Source organism: Streptosporangium sp. NPDC002607 (assembly GCF_053592655.1).
Genome location: NZ_JBSFWD010000067.1, coordinates 1 through 17,626 on the forward strand (window position 1 = coordinate 1; position 17,626 = coordinate 17,626).

At 69.5% G+C, this 17,626-nt stretch carries 14 protein-coding genes and 1 pseudogene; 2 read left to right on the plus strand and 13 right to left on the minus strand.

The window, feature by feature from the left end:
* Positions 1 to 651 precede the first annotated feature (651 nt).
* The 7 genes and pseudogenes from ACWD3H_RS41845 to ACWD3H_RS41875 form a co-directional block, all read right to left on the minus strand.
* The gene (locus ACWD3H_RS41845; protein WP_451958969.1) at positions 652 to 1,932 is read right to left on the minus strand and encodes a thymidine phosphorylase; all 1,281 of its coding nucleotides are present in this window, start codon (positions 1,930 to 1,932) and stop codon (positions 652 to 654) included.
* Positions 1,933 to 1,934: 2 nt separating this feature from the next.
* A pseudogene (locus ACWD3H_RS41850) lies at positions 1,935 to 2,357 on the minus strand (cytidine deaminase); the annotation flags it as partial.
* 19 nt (positions 2,358 to 2,376) lie between these two features.
* Positions 2,377 to 3,657 carry an ABC transporter permease gene (locus ACWD3H_RS41855; RefSeq protein WP_355562950.1) on the minus strand — a complete coding sequence of 427 codons (1,281 nt, stop codon included), beginning with the start codon at positions 3,655 to 3,657 and terminating at the stop codon, positions 2,377 to 2,379.
* Complete coding sequence (locus ACWD3H_RS41860) at positions 3,654 to 4,802, minus strand: ABC transporter permease (protein ID WP_355562953.1); 1,149 nt, start codon at positions 4,800 to 4,802, stop codon at positions 3,654 to 3,656. Before ACWD3H_RS41860 ends, ACWD3H_RS41855 begins: the two co-directional genes overlap by 4 nt.
* Positions 4,803 to 4,839: 37 nt before the next feature.
* On the minus strand, positions 4,840 to 6,363 hold the full coding sequence (locus ACWD3H_RS41865; RefSeq protein WP_350911968.1) for an ABC transporter ATP-binding protein: 1,524 nt from the start codon (positions 6,361 to 6,363) through the stop codon (positions 4,840 to 4,842).
* Between the two features lie 100 nt (positions 6,364 to 6,463).
* Positions 6,464 to 7,543: a BMP family lipoprotein gene (locus ACWD3H_RS41870; RefSeq protein ID WP_355562956.1), complete on the minus strand. Its 1,080-nt coding sequence runs from the start codon at positions 7,541 to 7,543 to the stop codon at positions 6,464 to 6,466.
* A gap of 291 nt (positions 7,544 to 7,834) precedes the next feature.
* Positions 7,835 to 9,085, minus strand: coding sequence for a M20 family metallopeptidase (locus ACWD3H_RS41875; RefSeq protein ID WP_355562958.1), 1,251 nt, complete (start codon positions 9,083 to 9,085; stop codon positions 7,835 to 7,837).
* A gap of 533 nt (positions 9,086 to 9,618) precedes the next feature.
* Between ACWD3H_RS41875 and ACWD3H_RS41880 the strand changes: the two genes are divergently transcribed.
* Positions 9,619 to 11,016, plus strand: coding sequence for a peptide ligase PGM1-related protein (locus ACWD3H_RS41880; protein ID WP_355562961.1), 1,398 nt, complete (start codon positions 9,619 to 9,621; stop codon positions 11,014 to 11,016).
* Here ACWD3H_RS41880 and ACWD3H_RS41885 read toward each other — a convergent pair.
* Positions 10,975 to 11,193, minus strand: coding sequence for an SCO4848 family membrane protein (locus tag ACWD3H_RS41885; RefSeq protein WP_030912524.1), 219 nt, complete (start codon positions 11,191 to 11,193; stop codon positions 10,975 to 10,977). The two genes, ACWD3H_RS41880 and ACWD3H_RS41885, sit on opposite strands and share 42 nt — an antisense overlap.
* Positions 11,194 to 11,280: 87 nt before the next feature.
* Here ACWD3H_RS41885 and ACWD3H_RS41890 point away from each other — a divergent pair, with 87 nt between their 5' ends.
* Complete coding sequence (locus ACWD3H_RS41890) at positions 11,281 to 12,513, plus strand: D-alanyl-D-alanine carboxypeptidase family protein (RefSeq protein ID WP_355562965.1); 1,233 nt, start codon at positions 11,281 to 11,283, stop codon at positions 12,511 to 12,513.
* A gap of 53 nt (positions 12,514 to 12,566) precedes the next feature.
* Here ACWD3H_RS41890 and ACWD3H_RS41895 read toward each other — a convergent pair whose 3' ends face one another.
* From ACWD3H_RS41895 to ACWD3H_RS41915, 5 genes are all read right to left on the minus strand, one after another.
* Positions 12,567 to 13,619 (minus strand): hypothetical protein, encoded by a 1,053-nt coding sequence (locus tag ACWD3H_RS41895; RefSeq protein ID WP_451958970.1) that lies wholly within the window; start codon positions 13,617 to 13,619, stop codon positions 12,567 to 12,569.
* Positions 13,620 to 13,821: 202 nt separating this feature from the next.
* Positions 13,822 to 14,175, minus strand: a complete 354-nt coding sequence (locus tag ACWD3H_RS41900) for a PadR family transcriptional regulator (protein WP_451958971.1) — start codon at positions 14,173 to 14,175, stop codon at positions 13,822 to 13,824.
* 62 nt (positions 14,176 to 14,237) lie between these two features.
* Positions 14,238 to 15,119 (minus strand): YihY/virulence factor BrkB family protein, encoded by an 882-nt coding sequence (locus ACWD3H_RS41905; RefSeq protein WP_451958972.1) that lies wholly within the window; start codon positions 15,117 to 15,119, stop codon positions 14,238 to 14,240.
* Between the two features lie 125 nt (positions 15,120 to 15,244).
* A complete protein-coding gene (gene trpS, locus ACWD3H_RS41910) occupies positions 15,245 to 16,249 on the minus strand; it encodes a tryptophan--tRNA ligase (RefSeq protein ID WP_350911623.1) in 1,005 nt (334 codons plus the stop codon).
* 14 nt (positions 16,250 to 16,263) lie between these two features.
* Entirely contained in the window at positions 16,264 to 17,577 is a 1,314-nt protein-coding gene (locus ACWD3H_RS41915) for a hemolysin family protein (RefSeq protein ID WP_451958973.1), read from the minus strand.
* Positions 17,578 to 17,626: the final 49 nt, after the last annotated feature.

Consider the following 17,626-nt stretch of genomic DNA (forward strand, 5'->3'; position numbering starts at 1 on the left):
GCTTCACTGTCCCGCACACTGCCCCCCGGCGAAGAATGGTTCGCAACGTCGTCCCATAGTCGCTGGAAACCCGGCTCCGCCTCGTCACTCGTGCGACGGATTTCGGCTCAACCAAAAGTGGGGGACACTCTCCGTCCCCCGTCAACTTCAAGTGTTCTCACGAATGAACAGTTGTGAGAGTCATGCGAGCTGTACCAGGAGCGCGTAGTCGCTGGAGACCCGGCTCCGCCTCGTCACTCGCGCGACGGATTTCGGCTCAACCAAAAGTGGGGGACACTCTCCATCCCCCGTCAACTTCAAGTGTTCTCACGAATGAACAGTTGTGAGAGTCATGCGAGCTGTACCAGGAGCGCGACACCGCCGAGCGATGCACCAACAAGATCAAGGACTGGCGGGGGCTCGCCACCCGCTACGACAGGACACCCGCCGGTTACCTCGCCGGCCTCCACCTACGGGGCGCCCTGATCTGGACCCGCAGCCTCCAAATCGCCCCATGAGCTCAACCGGGAACAGGCCCTGGCGCGAAAGCGCCCGGCCTGACGCGAACACGCCCGACCGGCGCGCCTCGCCCCGGCCGGCGCGAAAGCCCCACAGCCGGCACCGTGCCCCGGCCGGTGCGACAGCGCCCCGGCCTCCGGCCCCCGGCCGGCGTCAGGCGGTGATGCGGTCGATCACCAGGGGGAGCAGGTCCGGATCGGCGCTCTCTCCGACGGTGTAGGCGCCTTCCAGCGCGGCGAGCGCCCGCTCGAAGCGGAAGGTCTCGTCCGCGTGCAGCGTCATCAGCGGCTGCCCCGCGCGGACGGGGTCCCCCGGCTTGGCGTGCAGCACGATGCCCGCGCCGAACGACACCGGGTCCTCCTTGCGCTCCCGGCCCGCGCCGAGCCGCCAGGCCGCCAGGCCCACGCCGTACGCGTCGAGCCTGGACAGCACGCCGGACGAGGGCGCGGTGATCTCCATGGTCTCGGCGGCCGTGGGCAGCGGGGCGTCCGGGTCACCGCCCTGGGCGGAGATCATCCGGCGCCAGACGTCCATCGCCGAGCCGTCCGCGAGGGCCCGCTCCGGGTCCTTGCCACCGGACAGGCCCGCCGCCTGAAGCATCTCCCGCGCCAGCCGTACGGTCAGCTCGACCACGTCGGCGGGGCCGCCGCCGGCGAGCACCTCGACCGACTCGGTGACCTCCAGCGCGTTGCCCACGGCCAAGCCCAGCGGCCGGTCCATGGCGGTCAGCAGCGCGACCGTGTTGACCCCGGCGTCGCTGCCCAGCGCGACCATGGTCTCGGCCAGCTCACGGGCCCGCTCAGGGGTCTTCATGAAGGCCCCGGAGCCGACCTTGACGTCCAGCACCAGCGCGCCGGTGCCCTCGGCGATCTTCTTCGACATGATCGAGGAGGCGATCAGCGGGATCGACTCGACCGTGCCGGTGACGTCGCGGAGCGCGTACAGCTTCTTGTCGGCCGGGGCGAGCCCGTCGCCCGCCGCGCAGATGACCGCGCCGGCCTTGCCGAGCACGTCGAGCATCCCGTCGTTGGACAGGGACGCCTGCCAGCCGGGGATGGACTCCAGCTTGTCCAGGGTGCCGCCGGTGTGGCCGAGCCCCCGGCCGGACAGCTGGGGCACGTGGCCCCCGCACGCGGCGACCAGCGGAGCCAGCGGCAGCGTGATCTTGTCACCGACGCCGCCGGTGGAGTGCTTGTCCGTGGTGGGCCCCGGCAGCGCCGACCAGTCCATCCGCGCCCCGGAACGGATCATGGCCTGGGTCCACCCGGCGATCTCCCGCCGGTTCATGCCGTTGAGCAGGATCGCCATCGCGAGCGCGGACATCTGCTCGTCGGCGACGACACCCTTGGTGTAGGCGTCGATCACCCAGTCGATCTGCTCGGCCGACAGCTCACCGCCGTCCCGCTTGGTGACGATGACGTTGATCGCGTCCATGCTCAGGCCCCCCGGTTCAGGTTCTCCGGCCCGAAGGCGTACGGAAGGATCTCCGACATCGGCTTCGGGCCGTCGATGGTCTCCAGCAGCAACTCTGGGCCGCCGAACTCGTACAGCAGCTGGCGGCACCTACCGCACGGCATGAGCAGTTCCTCGTGCCCGTCGACGCAGGTGAACGCGACCAGGCGGCCACCACCCGTGGCCTGGAGCGCGGAGACCAGCCCGCACTCGGCGCACAGTCCGATGCCGTAGGAGGCGTTCTCGACGTTGCAGCCGGACACGATCCGCCCGTCGTCCACCAGGGCGGCGGCGCCGACCGGGAACTTCGAGTAGGGGGCGTAGGCATGCCCCATGGCCCGCACGGCCTCGGCCTTGAGAGCCGCCCAGTCAATGCTCATCTCGGTGCTCATCAGATCAGTTCCACTCGTGAGACGCGCGTGATGGTCACTTACCCTGCCCCCTGCGGTACGGCACTCCGTTGGCGGCGGGCGGGCGGAGCCGCTGCGCGGCCAGCGACAGCACCAGCAGCGTGGTGATGTGCGGGGTGACCGAGGTGAACTCCGAGGGTACGGTGTCGGTCAGCGCGAACACGACGAACACCGCGACCGCCGCGACCCCGGTGATCAGCGCCGCCCGGGTCCGGTTCTGCCGTACCAGCTGGTAGACGGCCACGGCGACGATCAGGATCGTCACCACGAGCAGCAGCGCGTGCACCGACTCGCCGCCCCTGCGGAGCTGGAGCGCGTCGGTGTAGCCGAACAGCACGGCGCCGCCGGCCAGCCCGCCGGGCCGCCAGTTACCGAAGATCATGGCGGCGAGGCCGATGAAGCCGCGCCCGCCGGTCTGCCCCTCGCGGTAGGCGCTGGCGGCCACCTGGGCCAGGAACGCGCCGCCCAGGCCCGCCAGGGCTCCGGAGACGAGCACCGCGATGTACTTGTAGGTGTAGACGTTGACGCCCAGCGACTCGGCGGCCACCGGGCTCTCCCCGCAGGAGCGCAGGCGCAGGCCGAACGCCGTACGCCAGAGCAGGTAGTACGAGAGCGGGACGAGCAGGATCGCCAGGATCGTCAGCAGCGAGACGTTCGTGGTCAGGCCGCGCAGGATGCCCGCCACGTCCGACAGCAGGAACCACTGCTTGGCCTCCAGCGTCCTGAGCGGATCTCCGATCCACGGCAGGCTCACCACGCCGGGCTTGGGCACGGGAGGCGACTGGGAGTCGCCGCCGCCCGGCATCTCGGCGAAGGTGACCTTGGACAGGAACTGGGTGACGCCCAGGCCGAGGATGTTGATCGCGACACCGGAGATGATGTGGTCGACCCCGAACGTCACGGTGGCGATCGCGTGCAGCAGGCCGCCCAGGGCTCCGCCGATCGCGCCCGCGACGACGCCCGCCCACGGGTTGCCGAACTGGAGCGCGCCCCAGGCGCCGCACCAGGTGCCCAGGATCATCATGCCTTCGAGGCCGATGTTGACCACTCCGGCCCGCTCGGCCCACAGGCCGCCCAGACCGGCCAGGCCGATGGGGATGGCCAGCGCGACGGAGGCGTTGATCGCGCCCGCCGAGGTGAGGTCGACGGCGCCGGTGACGGCCCGGGCGAACGACAGCAGCAGGACCAGCGCGCCGAGGGCGAGCAGCAGGACCCGCCAGGTGATCCTGAACCTTTGGGGGGCGGCCTTCGGCTCCAGGAGGGGAGCCTCCGGCGTGGTGAGGGCACCCTGGCTCATGCCGGTGTTCCTTCCCTGGCCGGGGTGGTGCTCGCCAGCTGGCGGCTCACCCGGCGCTGCTCGGCGGAGATCTGGTAGCGGTGGACCAGTTCGTAGGCGATGATCACCGAGAGCACGATCGTGCCTTGCATGATGGTGACGATGTCCGGGGAGATCTTCTTGATCTGCAGGATGCCCGCGGAGGTGTCGAGGAAGGCCCACAGCAGGGCGCCGAACGCGATGCCGACCGGGTGGTTGCGGCCGAGCAGCGCGATCGCGATGCCGGTGAAGCCGAGTCCGGTGGGGAAGTCCAGGCTGTAGCTGTAGGAGGCGCCGAGCAGCTGCGGCATGCCGACCAGGCCCGCCACCCCTCCGGACAGGATCATCGAGATGAGGATCATCCGCTTGACGTTGACGCCGCTGGCCACCGCGGCCGACTCCGAGCGGCCGGTGGCGCGCAGGTCGAAGCCGAAGCGGGTCCGGTTGATCACCACGTGGTAGAGGACGCCCATCACGACCGACAGAACGATCAGGCCGAACACCTTCGTCTGGGTGCCGGAGATGATCTCCAGACCGGGCACCTGGCCGGAGGGGCCGATCGGGCTGGTCCCGATGTTGTTGCTGCCCGCGACCTCGACCGCGAGGCGCTCCTTGTTGAGCAGCCAGGCGCCGAGCGAGGTCGCGATGGCGTTCAGCATGATCGTGGAGATGACCTCGCTGACCCCGCGCCGCACCTTGAGCAGCCCGGCGATCGCGGCCCATCCGGCGCCGACCAACACGGCGACGAAAATAATCAGCGCGACGTGCAGCGGGGCAGGCAGGGTGACCGCGCCGCCGACGGCCGCGGCGGTGAGCGCCGCCAGGCGGTACTGGCCGTCGACGCCGATGTTGAAGAGGTTCATCCTGAACCCGATCGCCACCGCGAGCGCGGACAGATAGTAGTACGTCGCGGAATTCAGGGTCAGCACGATCGAGCGCGGCCGGATGCCGTACTCGCCCATGACGACCAGCGTGTCGAGCGGCGGGGCGCCGGTGATCGCCAGGATGACCATGGTGATCACCGCGGCGAACACGATGGCCACGAGCGGGGCGACGAGCGAGAGCAGCCCCGCCGGCGAGACCCGTCCGAGCAGCCGGTCGGCGAAGGTGGATTTTTCCTGGCTCATCCGCGCGTCCCCGGGGGCGTGTGCGCTACCTGGATGTTCATGCCGCCTCTCCAGCACCCGTCATGGCCGAACCGAGCTGCTCGGGTGTCACGTCCTTGGGGTCGACCTCGGCGACGATCCGGCCGCGCAGGATCACCTTGAGGGTGTCCGACAGGCCGATGAGCTCGTCGAGGTCGGCCGAGATCAGCAGGACCGCCAGGCCCGCGGCACGCGCCGCGCGCAGGTGGTCCCAGATCGCGGCCTGCGCGCCCACGTCGACGCCGCGCGTCGGGTGGGACGCGATCAGGAACACCGGCTCCCCGCTCATCTCCCGGCCGACGATCAGCTTCTGCTGATTGCCGCCCGACAGGGCCGAGGCGTCCACGTCGATGCCCGGGGTCCGGACGTCGTACTCCTCGACGATGCGCCGGGTGTCCTCACGCGCTCCCGCGCGGTCGATCCAGGGGCCCTTCACGTTGGGCCGCCGGGTCTGGTGGCCGAGGATGCGGTTCTCCCAGAGCGGGGCCTCCAGCAGCAGGCCGTGCCGGTGGCGGTCCTCGGGGATGTAGCCGATGCCGGCCTCGCGGCGGCGCAGTGTCGTCCAGGCGGAGATGTCGTGCTCGCCGAGGCGGATCTCGCCCCCGGCCGCGCGCATGCCCATGATGGCCTCGACGAGCTCGGCCTGGCCGTTGCCCTCGACCCCGGCGATGCCGAGCACCTCGCCCTTGCGGATCTCGAAGCCGACGTCGTCCACAACGCGGCGGTCGTCCCCCGAGTGGACGGTCAGGCCGCGCACCGACAGCGCCACCACGTCGGTGACGGTGGACTCGCGGGTCTCCGGGCTGGGCAGCTCGCTGCCGACCATGAGCTCGGCCAGCTGCCTGGCGGTCACGTCCTTGGGATCCACGCTGGCCACGGTCGTACCGCGCCGGATGACCGTGATGGCGTCGGCGACCGAGAGCACCTCGTCCAGTTTGTGGGAGATGAAGATGATGGTGAGGCCCTCGCGGACCAGCTCGCGCAGGTTGGCGAAGAGCTCCTCGACCTCCTGCGGCACCAGCACGGCGGTCGGCTCGTCCAGGATGAGGATCCGGGCGCCGCGGTAGAGGACCTTCAGGATCTCCACCCGCTGGCGCGCGCCGACGCCCAGGTCCTCGACGGTGACGTCGGGTTCGATGCCGAGGCCGTACGAGTCGGAGATCTCCTTGATCCGCTTTCTCGCGGCGCCGAAGTCGATGGCGACCCCGCCCCTGCGGGGCTCGCTGCCGAGGATCACGTTCTCCAGCACGGTCAGGTTGTCGGCCAGCATGAAGTGCTGGTGGACCATGCCGATCCCCACCGCGATCGCCTCGCCGGGCGAGCGGAAGCTCACGTCCTTGCCGTTGACGCGGATCTGGCCCTCGTCCGGGCGCTGCATGCCGTAAAGGATCTTCATGAGGGTAGACTTGCCCGCGCCGTTCTCTCCGACGACGGCGTGCACGTGTCCCTGCCGCACGGAGAGAGAGATGTCGCGGTTGGCGACGACGCCGGGGAATCGTTTCGTGATCCCCTCGAGTTCGACGGCCGGTGCCGGGGTGCTGATGACGGCCTCCTCCGTACGGATGCCCGATACGGAACGTGATGGTGAGCGTAGGACGAGGGGCCCGGGGGAAATGTCCGCCGGGCCCCTCATTAATACCAGGTCAGGAGGTCTTGTCCGGCACGGTGATCTCGCCGGAGATGATCTTCTGCTTGTACTCGTCGAGCTTGGTCTTGATGTCGTCGACCTGGCCACCGGTGGTGGAGTAGTCGACACCATCGGCCTTGAGGTCGTAGATCGTGCTGCCCGACTTCACGGCGTTGGTGGTGAAGCTCTTCAGGAAGTCGAAGACGGCGACGTCGACCTTCTTGAGCATGGAGGTCATGATGACGCTCTGCAGCTCGGGGGCGGCGGTCTTCCCTTGGTCGGAGTCGACGCCGATGGCCAGGCCCTTGGCGGCCTTGGCCGCCTCGAACACGCCGCCACCGGAACCGCCCGCGGCCTGGTAGACCACGTCGGCACCCGCGTCGAACATGCCCTCGGCCGCGGTCTTGCCCTTGGCCGGGTCACTGAAGCCGGTGAAGTCCGGCGGCTGGGTCAGGTACTTGACCTCGATCTTCACATCGGACTTGACCGCCTTGGCGCCCGCGGCGAACCCGGCCTCGAACTTGTTGATCAGCGGCACCTGGACGCCGCCGACGAAGCCCACGTGGTTCTTCTTGCTCTTCAGCGCCGCCGCGGCGCCGACCAGGAAGGAACCCTCGTGCTCGGCGAAGAGCAGGTTGGAGATGTTGGGGGCGACCGCCGCGGCGTCGTCGACGATCGCGAACTTGACGTCGGGGAACTCGGTCGCGACCTTCTTCACCGGGCCGGAGTAGGCGAAGCCCACGGCGATGATCGGGTTGAAGCCGCCGTCGGCGAGCAGACGGAGCCGCTCCTCCTTGGCCGCCTCGGTCTCGCCGTTACCGGCCTCCAGCTCGTTGACCTCGGCCAGGCCCAGCTCGGTCTTGGCCTTGTCGAGGCCGGCCGCCGCGGAGTCGTTGAACGACTGGTCGCCACGCCCGCCGATGTCGTACGCGAGACCGACCTTGGGTCCCGTCGCGGCCGGCGCCGCACTGCTGGCGGCCTCGCTCGGCTGAGCCGACGTGGTCGCTTCCTCGCTTCCACCACACGCGGCAGCTCCCATGAGCATGCTGCCCGCCAGTGCGGTCGCGGCCAGCTTGCCGAATCGGTTCTGAAGCAAGATGGACTCCCTTCGCGTTTCAGTGCACGCGCGAAGAGACGCACGGCAACCCTGCACGGAAGATAGTTGGTCCGTCAGGGTTGACCAAACCGGTACACGAGTCCGAAATAGGTCCGTTATGCAGCTCAGGCCACCTTGTGACACACCGGGCCCGATGGAGCTACTTACGGGTAGCCTTGAAGGCGACCCGCAACGGGCCGCCCCCCGGACCGACGATCTTTCTCTCCCGATCGTCGGCCGTTTCCTCGGGATATGTCAGAATTTTTCGGGCAACTGCGTCCCGGGGACGTGTCAGTTGTCGGCCTTCAGCGCCTTCAGTGCCATCAGGGCCTCGTCCGCGACGGGGCGCTGCCCCTCCCAGAGCGCGGTCAGCGCGGTCGCCGCGAGGAAGCGCACCCCGATGCCGATGGCGCTCTCGTCCACGTCGAAGGTGCCCTGGTGGATGTCCGCCAGGTGCGCCGTCCCCGGCTCGCGGGTGCCGAGCCTGGCGAACGCGCCGGGGATGGACTCCAGGTACCAGCCGAAGTCCTCACCCCCCAGGCTCTGCTCCGTCGGCCCGGAGGCGCCCTCGCCGAGCACGCCCTCCGCGGCCTCGGCCAGCATCTGCACGCTGATCTTGTCGTTGACCACCGGCGGCACGCCGCGGGTGTAGTCCATCTCGGCCTCGACGCCGTACGCGCCCGCGACCGACTCCAGCAGCGACTTGATCATGTCGGGGGCCGCGTGCCAGGCCGCCTCGTCCAGGCAGCGCACGGTGCCCTCGGCGACGCCGTCGTCCGGGATGGCGTTGGCCACCGAACCCGCCTCCACCCGGCCCCAGACCAGGCTGAGCGAGGAGCGGGGGTCGACCCGGCGGGAGAGCGCGGCGGGCAGCTCGGTGAGGATCTTGGCGAGCGCGAAGACGAGGTCGGCGGTGAGGTGCGGCCTGGCGGTGTGCCCGCCGGGACCGCTCACCCGGATCGTCACCTTGTCGCAGGCCGAGGTGATGGGACCGGATTTAAGGCCGACCCTGCCGACGTCCAGCCGGGGGTCGCAGTGCAGACCGAAGATGCGGTCGACACCGCTGATGCCGCCGGAGGCCATGACCTCAAGCGCACCACCGGGAAGCTCCTCGGCGGGCTGGAAGATCAGCCGGACCCTGCCGGGCAGCAGGCCGGCCTCGGCCTGCTGGGCGAGGAAGAGCGAGGTGCCGAGCAGGACCGCGGTGTGCACGTCGTGGCCGCAGGCGTGACACACGCCGGGGACCGTCGAGCTGTAGGGGACGTCCTTCTCGTCAGGCACCGGCAGCGCGTCGATGTCGGCCCGCAGTGCCACGGTAGGACCGTCACCGCTGCCGACGTCGCAGAGCAGGCCGGTGCCGCGCGGCAGCACCGAGGGGACCAGTCCCGCGGCGGTCAGGCGCTCGGCGATGCGCTGCGTCGTGCGGTATTCGGCGAACGCGAGCTCGGGATGCATGTGCAGGTCTCGACGGAAGTTGATCAGTTCCTGCTCGCGACCGGCGAGGAACGTGTCGAGTTCTCCCCGCAAATTACGCCCCCGCATTGCTCACCGTCCTATTCCGCGCCGGCAGTCCTTCATCCTCGACGCACCGTGCCACTGCCCAGGATCTCGAAACCCATGAGGCAGTCCCGAAGAAAGCGATCGCCACACCGACGGGCCGGAGTGGGTCTCACGGGCCGTGTCAGCGCGGGCTGGTTGACGCCGACGCGGGAGCTGCGAGCCTGTGGTCCGGGGCAGCCGTCGCATTGGCGATGACAACGACTTTATCTCGCCCCGCGAGCAACTCGCCGACATCCACGCCAAATGTTTTGCCGCCCCATACCTCACTCGTACACCTTCCCCCCCGAGAGAACCAGAAGGGATGACTCGTATTGACTACGGTGCGGTAGTCATGTGGGGTGACGAACCGGCCGCAGGATGACCCTTTCGGGTCACTTCCAAACGTCGCCGGCCTGGCAACTTACCTGACCTCCGGTGCCGTTCATCAAACCCGGCGGAGTCATGCAAATGGGATGAATGCATGTTTCACTCCTCACATGATCGCTAACATCCCATTCGGGGAGAGGCAGTCGCGTTTGAGCATATTCGAACCGGACGAGGGCACACTGGTGATCCTTCCCTCGTTGTCGCTTCCCCAGGATGAACTGCGCAGGATCACCGGAGCCCTCTGCTACGAGGAACGACTGCTCTTCCTGCTCCTCGCCCTGAGAGAGCCGAAGGTCGAGGTCGTCTACCTCACCTCGATGCCGGTGAACGACGCGGTCGTGGACTACTACCTGAGCTTCCTCGACGATCCGGACGAAGCCCGTACCCGCCTGCAAATGATCAGTTTGGATGATCCCGACACGCACCCGCTCACCGAGGCGCTGCTGCGCCGCCCGGATGTGATCGAACGCGTCCGCGCCGCGCTCGGGGACCGTCGAAAGACCCGCGGGGACGGCGGGGGTGCCTGGATGGTGCCGTTCGTGGTGAGCGAGTACGAGGAACGCCTCGCCGAGCTGCTCTCCCTGCCGGTGTACGGCCCGGCCACCTCCCTGGCCCACCTGGGGTCCAAGAGCGGTGGACGCGCGATCGGCGACGAGGCCGGCGTGCCGACGGTCAGGGGCTTCGGCGACCTGCGTTCGCTGACCGAGGTGGAGCACGCCGCCCGCGCGATGAGCCCCACGACCAGGCTGATGGTCAAGCTCAACAACAGCTACTCAGGGCTCGGGAACGCCATCGTGACCAAGGACGACCGGCCGCTCGTCTCCTGCCCCACGAGCTTCTCCGCCTCCGACGAGAACTGGACGACGTTCGCCGAGAAGATCGCCGAGCGGGGGGCGGTGATCGAGGAGTTCATCGAGGACCGGCCGCTGTGCTCCCCCAGCGCGCTGGCGAGGATCACCCCCGGCGGCGTCTACGACGTGGTCGCCACCCACGAGCAGGTCCTCGGCGGCCCCAACGGGGATGTCTACCAGGGCTGCAGCTTCCCCGCCCGGCGGGAGTACCGCGCCGAGCTGGGCGCGTACACCGCGCGGATCGCCAGGGTCCTGGCGGACCGCGGCGTGGTGGGACTGTTCGGCGTCGACTTCTTCGCCGTCAAGACCGACGGCGGCTACCGGACGTTGCTGTGTGAGATCAACCTGCGCATCGGCGGTACCACCCACCCGCTCGGCGCCGCGATCCTGACCACCGGCGCGTCGTACGACCCCGGCACCGGCACGCTGATGCGCGACGGGCGGCCGAAGTACTACGTGGCGACGGACAACTGCGCCTCCCCCACGCTGAAGGGCCGCACCCCCGGGGAGGTCGTCAAGCTGGTTCACGACGCGGGTCTCGGTTTCGATCGCGAGAGCCGCACCGGGAACGTGCTGCACCTGCTGGGCGCGGTCACCGAGTTCGGCAAGCTGGGGTTCACCAGCATCGGCGACTCCGCCGAGGAGGCCGCCGAGCTACACCGAAGAACCCTGCTCACGCTGCGACCAACCACGTAGGCCGATCACGCCGAGCACGATCGCGAGCACGATGTTGACGGCGATCAGAATTCCGTGGACCACGTAGAAGGCCGTCGGATGGCCGTCCGCGAGGTTGAAGCCAAGGTTGATCCATTCGAAGATCATGAAAGCGGCAAGGCCGATCAGAAAAGCGGCGATCTTTCGTGATATTTGCATGGTGTCAGTATCCCGCCGAGTGGCCCGTACCTGGTCAGGGCACCTCTAACTCTATGCGAACCGGCACGAAGCTACCCTGAGATCATCATGGGGATCAAACATCTCGCGCCCGTCGGGGTGCTGCTCGCGGCGACCACCTTTCTCGGCGCACCCGCTCAGGCCAGGACCGCGGGCGTGTCCGCGGCCGGTTCACCGGCCCTACGGGCGGACGCCGGCTCTCCAGCCGGTCCGTCGAGTGCGGATCTCCTGAGCCACCTCGCGGGCGCCGGCGCGCTGGGCCCGCACGCGCGGGGCGAGAGGGAGCCGGTCGGCGGCTCCCGGCTCGCCGAGCGGGGTCTCATCGTCCCCTCGGGCGTGAAGGCCCCGCCGAAGACCGCCGCGAAGGCGTACGTGATCGCCGACGCCGAGACCGGCGCGGTGCTGGCGGCCAAGGACGCCCACGGGCGCTACCTGCCCGCGAGCACGCTGAAGGCGCTGACCGCGCTCACCCTGATCCCGAAACTGAACAAGAACCGGAAGATCAGGCCGAGCACCCGCGCCGTGAACGAGGAGGGCAGCGCGGTCGGCCTGGTCACCAAGCCCCTCTACACCGTCGACGACCTGTTCAAGGCGCTGATGCTGGTCTCGGGCAACGACTGCGCGATGGCGCTGGCCGAGGCCAACGGCGGCCTGGCCGTGACCCTGGCGGACATGAACGCCGAGGCCAAGCGCCTGCAGGCTTTCGACACGGTGGCCAAGACCCCGAGCGGGCTGGACAAACCCGGCCAGAGCAGCTCGGCGTACGACCTGGCACTGATCGCCCGCGCCGGCCTGGCCAACGCCGACTTTCGGCGATATATCAGCACAAAAACTGACAAGTTCCCGGCGCCCAAGGGCTACTACGAGATCGGCAACCACAACAAGCTGCTCTGGCGCTACAAGGGCATGATCGGCGTCAAGAACGGCTGGACCTCCAAGGCCCTGGGCAGCTTCGTCGGCGCGGCCAAGCGCAACGGTCACACGATCATCGTGTCGATCATGCGCCACGACGGCTACTTCTGGGAGGAGGTCGCCGACCTGCTCGACTGGGGCTTCGCCAACCGCGGCAAGGTCACCCCGGTCGGACAGCTGGTCGACCCGATCCCCGAACCCACCCCGCTGCCCGCTCCCCCGACCGCCTCGGCGCCTCCCGCCGTCCCCACCCCCGGCTCCGGGCGGAACCCCGCCGCGGCCACCAGACCCGCCGACGAGGGCATCCCGATCGGCTACTACGTCCTCGGCGCGGGCCTGCTCGGCGGCCTGCTCTGGCTGGCGTACGGCCTGCGCAGGCGCTTCCGCTGAGGCGTGTTCCGCGGATCGTGGCCATGGCGACGATCCGCGGAACACGACCAGGGTCACGGATACGTCATCCGGGGAGGCTCGGGCGACGGGCCCTGGGCGGCGGGCAGGGTCGGCAACCCCAGGGCGGCGAGCGCCAGGGCGACGAGCAGGAGCAGCGCCGTCTGGCCGAGCGTGCCGAGCATGATGATCCGGCTCACCTCGTCGGCGGCGTCGAAGCCGTGGTTCAGCCCGGCGAGGCGGGCGCAGAGCACCGGCACCGCCAGGATCGCCAGGGCCAGCGGCCACGAGGGCGTGCGCCGGGCGGGAGAACGAAGGTGCACGTACCCGTAGCCGATGCCCGCGCCCAGGATCAGCGTGCCCGCCAGTCCGAGGGGGTCGAGCCATGGCCACCACCAGGCGGGTGTGTCCGGGGCCGCCACCAGCCGGAACAGCACGTCGAACGCGATGCCCGCGGCGAGGGGAGGCACGAGCAGCCACCGGGGGCGGCGAGCCGGCCGGACGTCACGGTGGAAGCCGGTCCACAGAGCCGACAGAACGACCACCGGCATCAGCGACCGGGCCAGTGCCTCGAACGGGTCCCGCCCCGCCGGATCCGCCAGGATGTACAGCTCCGCCGCGAAGGCGAGGAGAGCCAGCGCCTTGGCCGTGCGCACATGGCCGAGGACGAGCGCGACGAAGGGTGCGATCCAGACGGCTCCGGCCAGGCTCCGCAGAATGTTCGCGAGCCGCTCAACCGATCCGAGGGGTCCTGCCACCTGGGCGAGCGAAGGATCGGCCGTGCCGATCACCCCGTACGTGTTCAAGGCGGCCGCGACGGTCAGGACCGCGAGGAAGGCCTGGAAGAGCAGTCCCAGCAGGGCCACCAGGCGGACCGTCTCGCCCCACGAGAGGGATCTCGGCGTAGCGCCCGCGCCGCCGAGGCGGACCCGGACCGCCAGCGCGGCCACGCTGGCGATCTCCGACCAGCGAGGCCGGGGCCCGTCCGCGTCGGAGACGTCCGGCGAGCCCTCCAGGAAGACGGCGACCATCTCCTCCTCGCGCTCGGCGCGGTAGGAGGCGGGCAGCAAACGCAGCCAGTAACGGTAGCGCTCCTCCAGCAGGCTCACCGGCGCACCGCCCGCTCACCTGCCGCCACCCTGCCGGCGGCGTATCCGAATCGCCTCGGGTCACCGTCGCGCCCGCTCACCGGCGCACCGCCCCGGAGGCGGCTGGGGCATCGCTCTGCTCGTTCATCGATGGAATCGTCCTCTCGCCGGTCTTCACGAGTTCATCGGGCGGCTTCGCCGGGTCACCCGGAATGCCCCGGCCTCACGCCGGCCCGCCCGCGACGGACGGATGCCCGCGTCTGGCGCGGAGGCGGTCGACCGCGGTCCTGGCGTTCTCCGCGAGCCGGACGGCCTCGGCCTCCAGCGTCCGCGACCCCGCGTCGGTGAGCCGGTAGTAACGGCGCAGCCGCCCCTGCTGGACCTCCTCGCGGTCCAGAGCCACCAGCCCGTCGCCCGCCAGCCGGTCGAGCACGCCGTACAGCGTGCCGACCTTGAGCAGGACCCGCCCGCCGGACAGTTGCTCGACCTCCCGCACGATGCCGTAGCCGTGACACGGCGCATCGACCAGCGCGGTCAGGATGAGGAACGCAGGCTCCGTCATCGCCTTTGGAGTCATGCCTCACAGCATATATCGGAAAGCAGGATATTAGGTAGAGCAGACCAAGAGCGGAGCCCGGATCAGTTGGGGACGGCGTTGGCCGGAATCGGAGTGGGGTAGGGCGGGGGGCCGAGGGAGGCCGTCGCGGTCCAGGCGGCGGTGTACATGATGACCCGGGCCGAGAGGTTGATCCAGACCAGCAGGCCGACCACCACGGCGAACACCCCGTAAATGGGGTTGTTCAGGATGTGCGAGAGGAGCAGCGCCGCGAGTTGCTTGAGCAGGGCGAAGCCGACCGCGCCGAACAGGGCGCCGCGCAGCAGCACCCGGAGCGGCTGTCTGGAGCGTCCCAGCCAGCGCAGGATGATCAGAAAGACGACGACGTCGGCGAGCACGCTGACCGTCATGCCGACCAGCCAGATCGTGCCCCTGCCGACCGCCGACTCCGACAGCCCCAGCCATTCGGCCACGGTCCCGCCGGCCTGGGTGGCGAAACCGCCGACCAGCACCGAGGCGACCATGGTGGTGCCGAGGAGGACGAGCGCCGACAGGTCCCTGAGCTTGGCCAGGAGGTAGTTGAGCGGCGGCTCGGTGGTCATGGAGATCTCGCGCAGCGCGCCGCGCAGGGCGTCGATCGCGCCGAGCCCGGCGTAGAGCAACCCCAGCAGGCCGATGACGCCCGCGCTCGTCCGCGAGTCGGCGATCTCCTGGATCGGCAGCTTGTCCGCGAGGCCCGGCAGGTACTGGTTGATCGCCTCCCGCAGGGTCGCGGTGGCGTCGGGCCTGACGGAGAGGAAGTAGCCGAACACCGCGAAGGCCAGCGCGATGATCGGGAAGAACGACAGGAAGGCGAAGTAGCTGATCGCTCCCGCGAGCCGGTCGCCGGACTGGATCTGGTAGCGCTGGAAGGTCCTGACCAGATGGTCGAACCAGGGCCACCTGATCCGGGTCGCGTTCAGCACCGCTCTGAACCGTTCACGACCCGCTTGCACACGTTCCATCACACTTGCCACGTGCGCCCCCTACCCAGCCACCGCCGTCCCGATCGTGGACGGCGGTGAAAAAGCAGCCGTGCGTACCCGGAGGATCACGGGGTGGGCAGGAAGCCCACCCGGTCGCGGACCTTGGCCATGGTCTCGGCGGCCACCGCGCGGGCCCGCGCGGCCCCGACGGCGAGCATCCTGTCGAGCTCGGCCTCGTCGGCGAGCAGCTTCTCGGTCCGCTCGCGGATCGGGGTGAAGGTGTCGACCACGAGCTCGGCGACGTCCTTCTTGAAGGTGCCGTACCCCTGCCCGACGTAGCGGGCCTCCAGCTCACCGATGGGAGTCCCGCTCAGCGCGGACTGGATGCGCAGCAGGTTGGTGATGCCCGGCTTGTTGTCGTCGTCGGCGAGGACCTCGGAACCGGTGTCGGTGACCGCGCGCATGATCTTCTTGCGGAGCGGCCCCGGCTGCTCCAGCAGGTCGAGGATGCCGGCGGGCGAGGAGGAGGACTTCGACATCTTCGCGGTCGGCTCCTGGAGGTCGGTGATCTTCTCGACCCCCTTGACGATGTACGGCTCGGGCACCGTGAAGGTCTCGCCGAAGCGGTGGTTGAAGCGCTGCGCGAGGTCGCGGGTGAGCTCCAGGTGCTGCTTCTGGTCGGCACCGACCGGAACCTTGTTGGCCTGGTAGAGCATGATGTCGGCGGCCTGCAGGATCGGGTAGGTGAACAGGCCCACGCTGGCCGAGCTCTCGCCGTGCTTGGCCGACTTGTCCTTGAACTGGGTCATCCGCCCCGCCTCGCCCATGCCGGTGAGGCAGATCAGCACCCAGGCCAGCTCGGTGTGCTCGCGGACGTGGCTCTGCACGAAGACCGTGGACCGCTCAGGGTCGAGGCCGGCGGCGAAGAGCTGGGCGGCGGCGACCCTGGAGCGCCTGCGCAGCTCCTCCGGACGGTAGTCCACCGTGATCGCGTGCAGGTCGACGACGCAGTAGAAGGCGTCGTAGCCCTCCTGCATCGCGACGTACTGCCGCACCGCACCGAGGTAGTTTCCCAGGTGGAAGGAGTCGGCGGTGGGCTGGATTCCCGACAGGACGCGAGGGCTGGCCATAGCCACCAATTCTGTCAGCTGTCGGGAGTGGTCGGCGCCTCGGTCCGTGAAGTGCTCCGCTTGATCCTGACCCTGGCGACCCTGCGGCCGTCCATGTCGGTGACCTTCAACTCGAACCCGGGGATCTCCACCCGCTCCCCGAGCGCGGGCAGGTGGCCGAGTTTCGACATGACGAACCCGCCGAGGGTCTCGTACGGGCCGTCGGCCAGGCGGATCCCGCTCTCGGCCGCCACCTCGTCGAGGTTGGCCAGCCCGTCGAGCTCGACCTCCCCCGCGGGCAGCGCGACGTGCTCGTCCGCCACGTCGTGCTCGTCGCGGATGTCGCCGATCAGCTCCTCGACCAGGTCCTCCAGGGTGACGATGCCCGCGGTGCCGCCGTACTCGTCGACCACGATCGCCAGGTGGTGTCCCTCCCTGCGCATCTCCGACAGCGTGGCCATCACCCGCTTGCTGGTGGGGACCAGCTTGACCGGGCGGATCGGCACCAGCTCGCTGATCGGCTCGATGGAGCCGGTCAGCACCGGGTCGAGCAGGTCACGGATGTGGACGAAGCCCACGATGTCATCGTAGGAGTCCCGGTAGACGGGGAAGCGGGAGTGCGGCATGGCCGCGGCCAGGATCGCCGCCTCGGCCAGCCGCGTGTCGGCGGCCATGAACTCCACCTCGGTGCGCGGCAGCATCACCTCGCGGAGCTGCCGCTTGCCCGCCGCGAAGACCTCGCCGATCAGGTGGCGCTCGTCGTCGGTGAGCTCCTGGTGGCCCACCACCATCTCGCGCAGTTCCTCGGTGGAGATCTCCTCGCGGTCGGCGCCCGGGTCGCCGCCGAGCAGCTTCACCACCCCGTCGGTGGACTTGGACAGCGCCCAGATGATCGGCCGCGAGAGCGCGGCCATCCTGTCGAGGAACGGCGCGACCAGCAGTGAGATCCCCTCGGCCCGCTGCCTGGCGATCCGCTTGGGCGCGAGCTCGCCGAGGACCAGCGAGGTGTACGAGATCACCAGCGTCACCAGCACCAGGGCGAGCGGATCCGCCACGGCCTCCGGCACCCCCCAGCCCGTCACCACCGGGATGAGGTCCCTGGCCAGGGTGTCGGCGCCCAGGGCGGCCGAGAGCATGGTCGCCACGGTGACGCCGATCTGCACCGCGGACAGGAAACGGTTGGGGTCCCGGGCGAGCCTGGCGGCCCTCACCCCCCTGCGCCCCCGGGTGCCGAGCCGCCTGACCTGGCTCTCCCTGAGTGAGACCATGGCCATCTCGGCCGCGGCGAAGAAGCCTCCGATCAGTACGAAGAGCATGACCAAGGCGATGTTCGCCAGGACGCTGTTCACGAGATCGTCTCCGTCATGGCGGTCGCCCGTTCCGGCGGTGGCCGATATT

Bases quoted from the DNA above. Each gene is read 5' to 3' on its own strand.
- ACWD3H_RS41890 (WP_355562965.1), top strand. From the start codon at position 11,281: ATGGGGATCAAACATCTCGCGCCCGTCGGGGTGCTGCTCGCGGCGACC.
- ACWD3H_RS41875 (WP_355562958.1), bottom strand. From the start codon at position 9,085: ATGCGGGGGCGTAATTTGCGGGGAGAACTCGACACGTTCCTCGCCGGT.
- ACWD3H_RS41885 (WP_030912524.1), bottom strand. From the start codon at position 11,193: ATGCAAATATCACGAAAGATCGCCGCTTTTCTGATCGGCCTTGCCGCT.
- ACWD3H_RS41900 (WP_451958971.1), bottom strand. From the start codon at position 14,175: ATGACTCCAAAGGCGATGACGGAGCCTGCGTTCCTCATCCTGACCGCG.
- ACWD3H_RS41855 (WP_355562950.1), bottom strand. From the start codon at position 3,657: ATGAGCCAGGGTGCCCTCACCACGCCGGAGGCTCCCCTCCTGGAGCCG.
- ACWD3H_RS41860 (WP_355562953.1), bottom strand. From the start codon at position 4,802: ATGAGCCAGGAAAAATCCACCTTCGCCGACCGGCTGCTCGGACGGGTC.
- trpS (WP_350911623.1), bottom strand. From the start codon at position 16,249: ATGGCCAGCCCTCGCGTCCTGTCGGGAATCCAGCCCACCGCCGACTCC.
- ACWD3H_RS41845 (WP_451958969.1), bottom strand. From the start codon at position 1,932: ATGGACGCGATCAACGTCATCGTCACCAAGCGGGACGGCGGTGAGCTG.